At 29.9% G+C, this 14281-nt stretch carries 12 protein-coding genes; all 12 read right to left on the reverse strand.

The window, feature by feature from the left end; genetic code table 11:
• Positions 1–109: 109 nt before the first annotated feature.
• The gene (locus BN2920_RS15650; RefSeq protein WP_058295911.1) at positions 110–2545 is read right to left on the reverse strand and encodes an FtsK/SpoIIIE family DNA translocase; all 2436 of its coding nucleotides are present in this window, start codon (positions 2543–2545) and stop codon (positions 110–112) included.
• 170 nt (positions 2546–2715) lie between these two features.
• Positions 2716–3435: a ClpP family protease gene (locus BN2920_RS15655; protein ID WP_058295912.1), complete on the reverse strand. Its 720-nt coding sequence runs from the start codon at positions 3433–3435 to the stop codon at positions 2716–2718.
• Between the two features lie 72 nt (positions 3436–3507).
• Positions 3508–4716, reverse strand: coding sequence for an aspartate kinase (gene dapG, locus BN2920_RS15660; protein ID WP_058295913.1), 1209 nt, complete (start codon positions 4714–4716; stop codon positions 3508–3510).
• Positions 4717–4732: 16 nt separating this feature from the next.
• Positions 4733–5014: a YlmC/YmxH family sporulation protein gene (locus BN2920_RS15665; protein WP_058295914.1), complete on the reverse strand. Its 282-nt coding sequence runs from the start codon at positions 5012–5014 to the stop codon at positions 4733–4735.
• Between the two features lie 59 nt (positions 5015–5073).
• Positions 5074–6378 (reverse strand): M16 family metallopeptidase, encoded by a 1305-nt coding sequence (locus tag BN2920_RS15670; protein WP_058295915.1) that lies wholly within the window; start codon positions 6376–6378, stop codon positions 5074–5076.
• A gap of 49 nt (positions 6379–6427) precedes the next feature.
• The gene (locus BN2920_RS15675; protein WP_058295916.1) at positions 6428–8533 is read right to left on the reverse strand and encodes a polyribonucleotide nucleotidyltransferase; all 2106 of its coding nucleotides are present in this window, start codon (positions 8531–8533) and stop codon (positions 6428–6430) included.
• 88 nt (positions 8534–8621) lie between these two features.
• Entirely contained in the window at positions 8622–8885 is a 264-nt protein-coding gene (rpsO, locus tag BN2920_RS15680; RefSeq protein ID WP_058295917.1) for a 30S ribosomal protein S15, read from the reverse strand.
• Between the two features lie 131 nt (positions 8886–9016).
• Positions 9017–9940: a bifunctional riboflavin kinase/FAD synthetase gene (locus BN2920_RS15685; protein ID WP_058295918.1), complete on the reverse strand. Its 924-nt coding sequence runs from the start codon at positions 9938–9940 to the stop codon at positions 9017–9019.
• A 16-nt stretch (positions 9941–9956) separates the two neighbouring features.
• Positions 9957–10832, reverse strand: a complete 876-nt coding sequence (gene truB / locus BN2920_RS21500) for a tRNA pseudouridine(55) synthase TruB (protein WP_058295919.1) — start codon at positions 10830–10832, stop codon at positions 9957–9959.
• Positions 10833–10853: 21 nt separating this feature from the next.
• Positions 10854–11834 carry a DHH family phosphoesterase gene (locus tag BN2920_RS21505; RefSeq protein WP_058295920.1) on the reverse strand — a complete coding sequence of 327 codons (981 nt, stop codon included), beginning with the start codon at positions 11832–11834 and terminating at the stop codon, positions 10854–10856.
• Complete coding sequence (rbfA, locus tag BN2920_RS15700) at positions 11827–12183, reverse strand: 30S ribosome-binding factor RbfA (RefSeq protein WP_058295921.1); 357 nt, start codon at positions 12181–12183, stop codon at positions 11827–11829. The genes BN2920_RS21505 and rbfA overlap by 8 nt, the downstream gene beginning before the upstream one ends.
• Before the next feature lie 14 nt (positions 12184–12197).
• Positions 12198–14267, reverse strand: a complete 2070-nt coding sequence (infB, locus tag BN2920_RS15705) for a translation initiation factor IF-2 (RefSeq protein WP_058295922.1) — start codon at positions 14265–14267, stop codon at positions 12198–12200.
• Positions 14268–14281: the final 14 nt, after the last annotated feature.

Consider the following 14281-nt stretch of genomic DNA (forward strand, 5'->3'; position numbering starts at 1 on the left):
AATTATAAATTACAAGTAGCTCTCTTTTCCACAAATTATTATACTACAAAACGATATTCATATTTATAAAAAATAGTTATGTACATAAAAATTTAACTTTTTATGTGCTCTATTCTTCAAAATTATCTCCATCATCAAAAAGTTGTTCTCTCTTTACTAATACCTGTCTTGGCTTGCTTCCATCCTTCTCAGAAATAATTTTCCTTTCTTCTAATTGGTCCATAATTCTAGAAGCCCTATTAAAGCCTACTCTAAGTTTCCTTTGAAGAAAAGAAGTTGATGCCTGCTCATATTCAACAACAATTCTTATTGCTTCATCAAGAAGTTCATCTACATCACTATCATTCTCTCCAGCTATTGAATTTTTAGAATCTGCTGTATTGTTAATATGTTCAATTATATCCTCTTTATAATTGATATCACCTTGATCATTCTTTATAAAAGAAATAACATTTTCAACTTCTTCTTCTGAAATGAAACATCCTTGAACTCTTAAAGGCTTATTTTCACCAACTGGATAATATAACATATCTCCTTTTCCAAGAAGTTTTTCTGCACCTGAACTGTCTAAAATTGTTCTAGAATCAATTTGTGATGAAACTGCAAACGATATTCTTGATGGAATATTAGCTTTAATTACACCAGTTATAACATCTACGGAAGGCCTTTGAGTTGCTATAACAAGATGCATACCTGCTGCTCTAGCCATTTGTGCAAGTCTTCCAATATAATCTTCAACATCATTTGGACATACCATCATTAAATCTGCAAGCTCATCCACAATTATAACTATATAAGGCAGCTTTTCTTCTATTGATCCCTTTTCATATAAATCATTATATGATTCCATATTTCTAACACCTTTTTCAGCAAATAACTTATACCTATTTGTCATCTCATTAACTGCCCAGTTTAAAGCTGCTGCTGCTTTTTTAGGATCAGTTACAACCGGAATTAAAAGATGTGGTATTCCATTATAAACACTAAGTTCAACAACTTTTGGATCTACCATAAGAAGTTTTACCTCTTCTGGCTTATACTTATATAATAAACTTATTATAAGAGAATTTATGCATACGCTTTTACCTGATCCAGTTGCACCAGCAATAAGTGTATGAGGCATTTTGCTTAAATCCCCAACAACACATTTTCCTGAAATATCTTTACCTAGGGCAAATGATAATTTTTTATTTGAATTAATGAATTCATCACTTTCAAGTACTTCCCTTAAAAATACCGGACTTTGTTTTCCATTAGGTACTTCTATACCTACAGCTGCTTTACCTGGTATTGGTGCCTCTATTCTTATTCCAGAAGCAGCAAGACCAAGTGCAATATCATCTGATAAATTAACAATTTTACTTACTTTAACTCCAGGGCTCGGCTGAAGTTCAAATCTTGTTACAGACGGACCCTTAGTAACTTGAATGACTTTTGCATCAACTCCAAAGTTTGATAGTATCTCTTCCAGTTTATTTGCATTTTCTATTAATTCTTTTTTATCAGAACTATTAAGCTTCATATTTACATTAGCCTTTAATAACTCTAAGCTTGGAATTTCATATTCTTTTTCTTCTCTTTGCTCTAAAATGTGTTCCTCTATTTCCTTATTTACAACTTCTTTAACGTCATTATCTAAATTTTTCTTTTTACTAGAGCTTTTCTTTTCTGAATCCATATTTTCATCTATAAATGCGTTAATATTATCATTAGATTTTTCTATTTTATTTCTGTTTAGCTCTTCTAAAACTGCAATATCATCCTCTTCTTCCTCAGAATTTTTCATGAAGTCTAATATTTTTATTTTTCTATTAACACCTTGTAAAAACTCTTCCTTTTCTCTATTTTCTATATGTTTTTCTGCAGCTTCTTCATTATTATCAACAATATTTATAAAAGTACTTTCTTTTTTCTTTCTTGAATTATCTGTTTGTTCTATTTTAGCACTTTTCTGTCTTCTGTTATTTCTTATTTGCTCACTTTTACTTGCCACTGTGAGTCCTAAATCATATAGTGTTATATCAAAAATCAGTATAACTGCAATTAATGAAAGTGCAAAAAATAATATATATGATCCTACAGTTCCTACAAATTTATATAGAGGATAGCATATTAAATATGAAAACATTCCCCCATGAATTACATGACTTTCATTTATGGCTATTGCTTTAATATTCGCCATAAAATCATTATGATCGTGTAATGACTGAATATTTATTGTTCCACAAGTTAACATTACTATAATAACAACTAAAGATATTCCTATAAAACTTTTATTTTTTAAAGATACATTGCCTCGCGTTTTTATGTATTGAAATCCAAAATATAATAAATATATAGGTAAAGTATATGAACCAATTCCTATTAATGCATATGATATATTTTGAGATAGTTTTGATAATACACCGGCTAAAGATGTGTATATAGCTACAGCTAAAATAAGTCCAGTTGCCATATATATAATTCCAACTATATCGGGATTTGCTTTATCATTATTTTTTTGTTTATTTTTTTTGGTATTACTTCTCCTATTATTTTTACCCAAATTTAATCACCCCTATGCTCTTATTTCTACATATGATAATTATTTCCCTCTAAATAAGATAACATTAAAAGCAAAAAAGGGCTATAGATTTTTTTCTATAACCATTTAAAACATTAATTTAATTATATATTTTTTAATAATTAATTTTTAAAAATAAACTCATATTATATTTACTTAGATTTTTTTTCTCCTATAAGATTTTTAAGTTTATATAACGCTTCACTTATTCCACCAACTTCATCAATAAGTCCACATTCAACTGCCTGCTTTCCTATAAGCATTGTGCCAACATCATTTAATAAATCATCTCTTTGATCCATAAACTTTTCTAGTACATCCATATTTATATTGGAAGTTCTTACTATAAATTCATTTATTCTTTCTTGTATTTTTTTAAAGTATTCAAATGTTTGTGGTACGCCTATAACAAAGCCATTCATTCTAACAGGATGAACTATCATAGTTGCAGATGGTGTTATAAAAGAATAATCTGATGATGTTGCAAGAGGAACTCCAATTGAATGTCCGCCTCCAATTACAATTGAAACAGTTGGCTTTGACATGCTTCTTATCATTTCTGCTATGGCAAGCCCCGCTTCAACATCCCCACCAACAGTATTTAAGACTATTAATAATCCTTTAACTGCATCATTTTGTTCTATATCTATAAGTTGAGGAATTATATGTTCATATCTTGTTGCTTTAGTCTGTGGTGGTAAAACTGAATGGCCTTCTATCTGACCAATTATTGACAAAACCTGTATACTTTTATTTGGATTATTATTTATTGTATTTCCTAATTCCTTTATTGAATTTATTTTTTCTTTCCCTTCTAAAGTCTCTTTTATTTTTTCATCATTATTACTATTTAAAATATCATTATTACTCATAAAAAAACCTCCTGTAATACTGTTATTTTATACAGGAGACCTTTTTTTATACGTAAACTAGTCATTCAAAAATTATATTGTGCTGCTAATAGAGAATGCTTTATGTAAAATATTTATAGCATTTATTGCATCTTTTGAATGAACTAAGCACCAAATTGTCATATGTGAATCTGCAGTTTGAAGAACTTCTATTTTATTATCGCTTAGAGATTTTATTATTTTAGCCATTACACCTGGAATTCCTTTCATTCCAGAACCTATAACTGCAACTTTGCTGCACTCATCAATAATATTAAATTTTAAATTTGCTTTTTTTAATATATTTTCTAAAAGTTTTCTATCCTCTTTACTTATAGTGAAAATTTGCTTATCTGGGAATATATTAATTAAATCTAAACTTATCTTATTGGCAGCTAATAATTCTAATATATCATTATATTTTGTATTTTCCTTATTCTCATCTTTAGTAATTGAAACTTGAATTCTATCACCTTGACTTGTTATTCCTGACATTACCCTCTTATGTTTTCTATCACCAAAATTATTTATCAATGTACCATTACAGTCGCTCATTGTATTTTTAATTAACAGTGGTATATTGCCTTCCATTGCTATTTCAACTGCTTTAGGATGAATTACTTTTGCACCTTGATCAGCTAACTGAAATACTTCATTGTAACTTATAACATCAATTAAATAAGCATCTTTTACTATTCTAGGATCAGCAGTCATTATACCATCAACATCTGTATATATTTCTATCATTTCAGCATTTAATGCAACGCCAAGCAATGATGCACTTGTATCACTGCCTCCTCTTCCAAGAGTAGTTAAATATCCACTTTCACTAATTCCCTGGAATCCTGTAACAACTGGTATCCTACCCTGAGATATTATATCTAATATTCTTTTAGGCTCAACCTTAACGCACTTTGCATCACTAAAGTTATTATCAGTTAATATTCCTGCTTGCCCACCAGTAAGTGGAACAGCTTCTATTCCTGCCTCATATAAATCATTACACATTACAACTGAACTTATTGTTTCTCCACAACACATAAGTAAATCTTGAGCCAGCTTATTTTTGTATTTAAAATTATCATTGATTAAGTTAAGTAATGTATCTGTAGCGTATGGTGCGCCCTTTCTGCCCATTGCTGACACTACTATAACAGGACTATACCCTTCATTGATAGCTATTCTAACTTTTTCAATTACTTTCTTCCTATTTTCTTCACTAGAAACTGAAGTTCCACCAAATTTTTGTACTATTATTCTCACGTCTATTCCTCCCAAATTATAGCTTTACCTTCTTTACTATATCATCATCTGCATCTAATATAATAGTCCTAGCCCCTATTTTTTTCACACAATCCCATGGTATTTCAAGAAAATCTTTACTATTAAAAAAATTAAACTTTCCACCATTTAAGTTTATTATTAAATATTTAAAATTGCCATCATCATCAATAATTAAATCATTATTTAGCAAATAATCATATTTCTCACCATCATTAACATTAATAAGCTCATATTTTTCTATTTCACTTAGATACTTAACCTTTTTTTCTTCACTCATAAAAATCCCTCCGCTTCTCATAGATTATATGATAAGTGGAGGAATATTATTCCTGTTAACTATATATTGATACTGCTTCCTTTAGTATTATCATAAGCTTTTTCATTTCTTAATATTATTGAGTTTAGCTTTTCATATTGTACATCCTGCCCAACATAAGCAACATTTAGTACTCCATTTTTAAAGCATGTATCTAAAATATATTTTATGCTACTTTCATCTATCTTATCTATTTTTTCTAGAACCTCTTCTTGAGTTCTTACTATATTTCTAAAAAGGTATGTCTTCGCATTTGCAAACATTCTAGAACTAGTACTTTCTAATCCTAAAATATAGGTAGCTTTAATCTTTTCTTTATTAATAGCAAGTTGTTCCTTAGATATTTCAATCTTACTAAACTCTTTTAATTCCTTATCTATTGCATCTAATGCTTTCTCAGCAAAGTTTTTATTTAATCCGGCATAGATATTAAGTGTACCTATACCTTGAAATGGCTGTAGATAAGAACCTATAGAATAGCATAATCCTAATTCTTCACGAACCTTTTGAAATAACATAGAAGATGCCCCATTTCCTAACAGGTTATTAAGCAATACTAATGAGTAGTTATTTTCATCTCCATAAGGTAAACCTTTAAGTCCTAAAGATATATGTAACTGTTCTATTTCTTTATTTGCATATCCTGAATTTATTTCTATTTCGACATCATTATATATAGGTAAATAGTTATCATCACTATGCCAATTTCCAAAATATTTTTCTAAAAGCTCTTCTAATTCCTTTGCATCAAAATTGCCACATATAGATACAACAGAATTATAAGGAGTATATTTTTCTTTTATAAAGTTTAATATTTTTTTTCTTGTAAATGACTTCACATGTGAAATAGTTCCTAGTATTGGTCTTCCCAATGGATCATCTCCAAAACATGCTTTTGAATGAGTATCATCTAGAACATCTTCTGGAGAATCTTGACTCATATTAATTTCTTCTATTACTACACCCTTTTCTTTTTCTATTTCTTCTTCATCAAATTTCGAATTTAGAAGCATATCAGAAATTACATCTAAAGATACATCTAAATGAGTATTTAGAGCTTTAACATAATAACACGTACCCTCTTTACTTGTAAATGCATTAATTTGACCCCCGACATTCTCAATATCTTCTACTATTTGCTTTGCATTTCTTTTATTTGTGCCTTTGAAAAACATATGTTCAATAAAATGCGATATTCCATTAAGCTCTTCAATTTCATTTCTAGAGCCATTTTGAACCATAACTCCAACGCTAATTGAATTTAGGTGATCTATTTTTTCTGTTATAACTCTTAATCCATTTTTTAAGGTATAAGTATTATACATATTTTATGCCTCCACTCTATAAAAAAAAGGCAATATAGATTGCCCTTCTCTATTTATCTTCTTTTTTTTCTTTATCTAATAAAGCATCTTTTCTTGAAAGATTAATTCGTCCTTGATTATCTATTTCTGTAACTTTAACTAAAATTTCATCTCCAACTGAAACAACATCTTCCACTTTTTCGACTCTTTCCTTAGCTAACTTAGAAATATGAACCAATCCTTCTTTATTAGGTAATATTTCTACAAAAGCCCCAAATGTAGTTATTTTCGTAACTTTTCCTAAGTATACCTCGCCTGCTGCTACTTCTTTAGTTAATCCTTCTATTATCTTCATAGCAGCATTAACTCCATCATGATCTGCAGAGCTTACAAATACAGTTCCATCTTCTTTAATGTCTATTTTCACACCAGTGTCAGCTATTATTTTATTAATAACCTTACCACCAGCACCAATTACATCTCTAATCTTCTCTGGATCAATCTTCATAGTTTCAGTTTTTGGCGCATATATAGAAACATCTTTTCTTGGTTCAGGGATACATTCTTCAATCTTTTTAAGTATTGTAAGTCTAGCTTTTCTTGCATCTCTTATAGCATTTTCTACAACATTAAAACTAAATCCTTGAAGTTTTGTATCAACTTGAATTGATGTTATTCCTTCAGTAGTACCTGCTACTTTAAAATCCATATCTCCAAAAAAATCTTCAATGCCTTGAATATCAGTTAAAACTTGTTCTTGACTACAATCCTCTGAAGTTATAAGTCCCATTGCTATACCAGCTGCTGGTCTTTTTATTGGTACACCTGCATCAAGTAATGCTAAAGTAGAACCACAAACTGAAGCTTGTGATGTTGAACCATTTGAGCTTAATACTTCTGATACTAATCTAATAGTATATGGAAATTCTTCTTCACTTGGTATTAATGGTTCAAGTGCTCTTTCTGCTAAAGCTCCATGGCCTATTTCTCTTCTTCCTGGACCTCTTAATGGCTTAACTTCTCCAACACTGTATCCTGGAAAATTATAATGATGTATATATCTCTTAGATTCAGCTTCATCAATACCATCTAAAATTTGTATTTCGCTTATTGATCCAAGTGTTGCAACAGTCATAACTTGAGTTAATCCTCTTGTAAATAAACCTGTTCCATGAGTTCTTGGAAGTATCCCAACTTCACATCCAAGTGGCCTTACTTCATCAAATGCTCTTCCATCTGGTCTGCGCTTTTCATTTAAAAGCATATTCCTTACTACTTTCTTTTGCATAGTGTAAAGAACTTCCTTTATGTCTGCTAATTTTTCAGCATATTTTTCGCCAAATTCTTCTTGTACTTTCTCGTTTATGGCATCAATAGCTGCATTTCTTTCATCTTTATCTGTGATATGCATTGCTTCATAAACCATATCTTGAGCAAACTCTTTTATATCTTTTTCTACTTCTTCATCCACCTTATAAAACTCAGGCTCATCTTTTTTCTTACCAAACTTAGCCATTGCTTCTTCTTGGAATGAAATTATTTTTTGGCATTCATCAAATCCATATTTGATTGCTGCAATCATTATATCCTCTGGAATTTCATCTCCACCAGCTTCTATCATCATAACTTTTTCTTTAGTAGCACAAACTGTTAGATGAAGTGTACTTTCTTTTCTACCTTCTGAATCTGGATTTGTAATAAATTCACCATTTATTAGTCCTACTTGAACTGCTGCTGCTGGGATTGTATATGGTATGCTTGAAAGACATAATGCAAGCGATGCTGCATTAATTGCTAAGATTTCTGGTAGTACATCTTTTTCAACTGATACAACTGTACATACTACTTGAACATCATTTCTGTAACCCTTTGGAAATAAAGGTCGTATAGTTCTATCAACTGCTCTACCATTTAATATTGATTTTTCTGATGGTTTACCTTCTCTTTTTATAAATCCACCTGGAATTTTACCTACGGCATATAATCTTTCTTCATATTCAACACTTAAAGGAAAGAAATCAATTCCTTCTCTTGGCTCTTCAGATGCATTTACATTTGTTAAAATTACTGTATCACCATAGCTTGTAAAAGTTGCCGCATTTGATAACATTCCCACTTTACCAAATTCAACTTTTAGCTCTTTTCCAGCAATTTCAGTTGTTAATACATTATTCATGTAATACATACCTCCTTTTTAGGTATTAAAATATTATTAAATTTTTAATTATTTTAAAATAATAGAGCGGAAACCTCCGCTCTTGAAATTATCTTCTTAAACCTAATTCTTTAACTAAAGCTCTGTATCTTTCGATATCTTGTTTACTTAAGTAGTTTAGAAGACCTCTTCTTTGACCAACCATCTTTAAAAGACCTCTTCTTGAATGGTGATCTTTCTTATGAACTTTGAAATGTTCTTGTAATGCATTTATTCTTTCAGTTAATAATGCTACTTGAACTTCTGGAGAACCAGTATCGTGTTCATCTCTTCCAAACTTTTTGATTATTTCTAATTTCTTTGCCTTATCCATTATAAGTACCTCCGCGTATTTATATATTATCGCCTAACTCCAAGTATAAAGACGGCACCTTTAAACTTAGGATTAGGTTCCTTTTGTATTATAACAAAAGTAAAGATTATTGTAAACTAAATTATCAAATACTATATATATAGTTTCTCATTTCTAGCGAATTCTTTATTTCTCTCTAATTCTTCTTTAAGCTCTTGCAAGCCATTGAATTTTTTTCCATCTCTAATTTTCTTAATGAAACTAACCTCTATATGCTCACCATATATATCTTCATCAAAATCTAATATATATGTTTCAATAGTTATTTTCTTTCCATTAACTGTCGGATTATTACCTATATTAGTAATTCCTTTATATATATTATTATTCACCTTAACATTAGTATAATATACACCTACTTTAGGTAAAATTAAATTTTTATTTATATCTAAGTTAGCTGTTGGGAACCCCATAGTTCTTCCAATCTTTCTTCCATGAACTACTTCCCCAGTTAATGAATATGGTCTAGAAAGCATTTCTGCTGCTTCAGAAACATCTCCTTCTAAAATTAAATTTCTAATTCTAGTACTGCTTATAACATCACCATCATATAAACATTTATCAATAACGTACAATTCATAATTAAATATCTCTTTAAGTTCTTCAAGTAACTTTACATTCCCCAAATTTTTATAGCCAAATTTATAATTAAATCCCACTATAATTCCTTTAGCATTATACTTGTCTATTAATAACTGTATAAATTCTTTTGGTGTTAATTTCATAAACTCTGTGTCAAAATCTTTAAAGCATAATATATCTACTTTCTCATCTTCTAGAATTTCTATCTTTTTTTCATTTTCCATGATAAGTTTTGAGCAAAAACCTCTATCCATAAAACATCTAGGATGATTTTTAAAAGTAAATACCATGCTTTTCCCATTTTTCTTTTCTGCAACTTCTACAGCTTTATTAATAAGAGATAGATGCCCCTTATGAAGACCATCAAAGCTTCCAAGGGCCACATAATTATTCGATTCTAATATCTTTTCGGAATAGTTATCTATAACAATCATAATTATGCTCCTAATTTTAAAGTAATAATTTTACTATCTTAAAACCTTCATTATCTTGTTTTCCAAGACCTATAAATGTTTCTTTATCATCGTAAACTCTATATAAAACATCTTTTTCAACTTTTTCATTAGTTAATCTCTTATCAAATACTTTTACTCCATTTATAAGAAGTTTTGTAAATGAACTTTTAACAGTTAGTTTTGGATAAAACGAAAGTGCTTCTTCTATTGTAATTAAATTATTATTAATATTTTCTTCATTTAACTCATCAATGTTAACACTATTTTCTTCATAAAAAACAGATGTACTGCATCTGTTTAATTCACACATAGTTGCTCCAACATTTAATTTTTCCCCAATGTCATAACAAAGACTACGTATATATGTACCTTTGGTGCAAGTTACTTTCATAGAAACATATGGCAATTCTATCTTTATATTATTTATATCTAGTATATTTACTCGTCTTGCTTCTCTTTCTACCTCAATGCCTTGTCTTGCTAAATCATATAATCTTACACCATTTTTCTTAAGTGCAGAATACATTGGCGGAACCTGATCATATTCACCAACAAAGTATTCAATAGCAGATAGAACATCTTCATGAGTTATATTGGAAATGTCTTTTTTTTCTATTACTTCTCCTTCTAAATCATAAGTAGTAGTTTTTATACCTAATAAAAACTTTACTTCATATACTTTATTTGAATTCATAATATAGTCGATTATCTTTGTAGCTTTTCCAAGGCAAACCGGTAAAACCCCTGTTGCCTCTGGATCTAACGTTCCCGTATGCCCAACTTTTCTTTCCTTTGCTACAAATTTAACTTTTCTAACCACATCAAAAGAAGACATGCCTTTGTTTTTATATATATTTAATATTCCATTCATATGCTGACTTCCATTTCATAATTATAACTTCATTTGTTCTTTTAATACTTTTAGAAGATTTTCTTTAGCAACTTTTAAAGTAACAGCCCTCTGCATAACCCCTGCTGCTTTTACATGTCCGCCGCCCCCAAAATTTTCAGCAACTTTTCTAACATCAACATTATTTTTTGATCTTAAACTTGCTTTTACTCCTTCATCTACTTCTTTTAATAAAAGTGCTACTTCCACACCTTTTATAGAAAGACCTATTGAAATAATATCTGAAGTATCCGTATTTGGAAGATTCAATTCATCTATCATATTTTTTGTTATTTCAATAACAGATACCTTACCATCAAGTTGTAATTCTATATTTGATAAAGCACATCCCATTAATTTAACTTTATCAAACGGTTTATTATCAAAAAGATTACTGTGAATTTTAGAATTATCTACACCAAGTGCAATCAATTCACTTGATATTTCATGAGTTCTTTGTGTAACATTTGAGTGCCTATATGATCCTGTATCTGTAACTATACCTGTATAAATACATTTTCCTATATTTATTATCTCATTACATTGTGATGTAAAATCTATACCAATTTCCTTTAATAATAAATATACTATTTCGCTAGTTGCAGCTGCTTTTGTATCCACATAATTTATAAAGCCATACATCTCATTAGATACATGGTGATCTATATTAATTATCTTTCCATCATAATAAGTTAAATCAGCACTTATTCTTTCTACATTTCCGCAATCTAATATTATTACTAAATCCGTATCATTTGTAGGTTTAGTTATTTCTTTATCTATAGTCTCACTTAAAGGAAGAAAAGAGAGGTTATCTGAGATAACGTCTCTTGATATAATATAGGCATCCTTATTTAATTGTCTTAATCCATTTAATAATCCAAGTGCACTTCCCGTTGCATCCCCATCTGGTGATGCATGAAATGATAATCCAATTTTATTTGCTTTTAAAATTTCTTCTTTTACATCTTTAATACTATTCATCTTTTTTACTGATCCTTTGTATTAGTTCATCCATATGCATTCCGTAGTTTATTGAATCATCTATTTCAAATAATATTTCTGGAGTATGCCTTAAGTTTATTCTGCGCCCTACTTCTTTTCTTACAAATCCACTTGCACCTTTTAATGCGTCTAAATTATTTTTCTTTTCATCCTCGCTACTACAGAATATACTTACATATACTTTAGCATATCTTAGGTCCTTAGTAACTTTAACATCAGTCACTGAAATCATAGCTGTAATTCTGGGATCCTTAATTTCATTTTGAATTAAATTACTTATCTCACGTTTAAATTCTTCGTTAATTCTCCCACCTCTATAATTTGCCACTATACTTCACCTCTTTAAAGTTCTTTTCTTTTAATTGCCTCCATTTTGAAACATTCAACAATATCTCCTTCTTTTATATCATTGAACTTTTCAACTGTAAGCCCACATTCATATCCGCTATTTACTTCCTTAACGTCATCTTTAAATCTCTTAAGGGAAGATAGGCTAGATTCAAATATAACTATTCCTTCTCTAATTACACGTACTTCAGAATTTCTTTGAAGCTTTCCATTTAACACATAGCACCCTGCAATTGTTCCTACATTAGAAATTTTATATGTTTCTCTTATTTCTGCACTACCTAAAACTACTTCCTTATATTCAGGTTCAAGCATACCTATCATAGCTGATTTAACATCTTCAATTGCATCGTATATAATTCTATAAGTTTTTATATCTACGCCTTCTTTTTCTGCTTGAGTTATAGCATTATTATCTGGTCTTACATTAAATCCTATAACTATTGCATTAGATGCTGCTGCAAGTGTTATGTCTGTTTCACTTATAGCTCCAACACCACCATGTATAACTCTTACCTTTACATCATCTGTAGAAAGCTTTTCTAATGATGATTTAATAGCTTCAACTGAACCTTGAACATCAGCTTTAACTATAATTGCAAGCTCTTTAACTTTTCCTTCTTTAATTTGACTATATAAATCTTCTAAAGAAACTCTATGACTAGCTTGAAGCGTTTCTGCTTTTAATTTTTGCTTTCTAGAATCAGCCATATTTCTAGCTGTCTTTTCATCTTTTACTTGATTAAATCTATCTCCTGCTTCAGGAACTTCTGATAGTCCAAGTACTTCTACCGGAATAGATGGTCCTGCAGTCTTTATTTTCTTACCTGTATCATCAAACATAGCTCTTATTCTACCATATGTAGAACCTACTAAAATAGAGTCTCCAACATGTAAAGTTCCATTTTGAACTAATAATGTTGCAACTGCACCTCTACCTTTATCAAGTTTAGCTTCTATTACAGTACCTTTAGCTTTTCTGTTTTCATTAGCTTTTAATTCAAGCATTTCAGCACTTAAAAGTACCATTTCAAGTAATTTATCAATATTTAAATTTTGTTTTGCAGATACTTCTTCTGAAATAACATCTCCACCCCAAGATTCAACAAGCAATCCTTGTTCAGCAAGTTCTTGCTTTACTCTATCTGGATTAGCACCTGGTTTATCTATTTTATTTATAGCTACTATCATTGGTACACCTGCAGCTTTACAGTGGTCTATCGCTTCTTTAGTTTGTGGCATTATTCCATCATCTGCTGCAACAACTAATATAACTATATCAGTAACTTGCGCACCTCTAGCTCTCATAGCTGTAAAGGCTTCATGTCCTGGTGTATCTAAGAATGTTATAGCTTCGCCATTTAAAGTTATAGTATATGCACCTATATGTTGTGTTATACCACCTGCTTCTGAATCTGTAACCTTTGCTTTTCTTATACAATCAAGTAAAGATGTTTTACCATGGTCAACATGCCCCATTACAGTTACTATTGGTGGTCTCTTTTTAAGATTTTCTTCATCATCCTCTTCTATTTCAAGTACTTCAAGTTCTTGACTTTCTTCTTTTTTTTCTGCTAGTACTTCATACTCAGTACATACCTTTTCTGCTGTTTCAAAATCAATTTCTTGATTTATTGCAGCCATTACACCTTTAAATATAAGTGTTCTTATTACATCATTAGTTGGTTTATTTAATTTTTCAGCTAATTCTTTAACAGTAATGCTTTCACCAATTTCAATAATTCCAACATTATTTGCTTCTTCAGCAGCTTTCTTTTCTGCTTCAACTTCTCTTCTTGTTTTCTTTTTCTTTTTTTGGCCTTTATTAAGTTCTTCTGCTAGTTGATCTTCATATTCATCTACTATAGTTTTAGATTCACTGCCTTCCACAGACACTTCACCTTTTCCTGCATAAAGTTCCTTTATTAATGCAGCATCTTCATCTTCTATAGTGCTCATATGATTTTTAACTTCAACACCAAACTCTTCCATTAATAATGTTATTAATTCCTTTGAACCTATATTAAGTTCCTTTGCTAATTCATGTACTCTTATTTTTGACATGTAGTCACCCCCGT

It is taken from the genome of Clostridium neonatale (assembly GCF_001458595.1).
In the GTDB taxonomy this organism is placed as follows: domain Bacteria; phylum Bacillota; class Clostridia; order Clostridiales; family Clostridiaceae; genus Clostridium; species Clostridium neonatale.

What these genes read in the sequence shown, in the direction of transcription:
- infB (WP_058295922.1), bottom strand. Translation starts at nt 14,267, where the DNA reads ATGTCAAAAATAAGAGTACATGAATTAGCAAAGGAACTTAATATAGGT.
- truB (WP_058295919.1), bottom strand. Translation starts at nt 10,832, where the DNA reads ATGAATGGAATATTAAATATATATAAAAACAAAGGCATGTCTTCTTTT.
- BN2920_RS15675 (WP_058295916.1), bottom strand. Translation starts at nt 8,533, where the DNA reads ATGAATAATGTATTAACAACTGAAATTGCTGGAAAAGAGCTAAAAGTT.
- rpsO (WP_058295917.1), bottom strand. Translation starts at nt 8,885, where the DNA reads ATGGATAAGGCAAAGAAATTAGAAATAATCAAAAAGTTTGGAAGAGAT.
- BN2920_RS15670 (WP_058295915.1), bottom strand. Translation starts at nt 6,378, where the DNA reads ATGTATAATACTTATACCTTAAAAAATGGATTAAGAGTTATAACAGAA.
- BN2920_RS15655 (WP_058295912.1), bottom strand. Translation starts at nt 3,435, where the DNA reads ATGAGTAATAATGATATTTTAAATAGTAATAATGATGAAAAAATAAAA.
- BN2920_RS15685 (WP_058295918.1), bottom strand. Translation starts at nt 9,940, where the DNA reads ATGATTGTTATAGATAACTATTCCGAAAAGATATTAGAATCGAATAAT.
- BN2920_RS15665 (WP_058295914.1), bottom strand. Translation starts at nt 5,014, where the DNA reads ATGAGTGAAGAAAAAAAGGTTAAGTATCTAAGTGAAATAGAAAAATAT.
- BN2920_RS21505 (WP_058295920.1), bottom strand. Translation starts at nt 11,834, where the DNA reads ATGAATAGTATTAAAGATGTAAAAGAAGAAATTTTAAAAGCAAATAAA.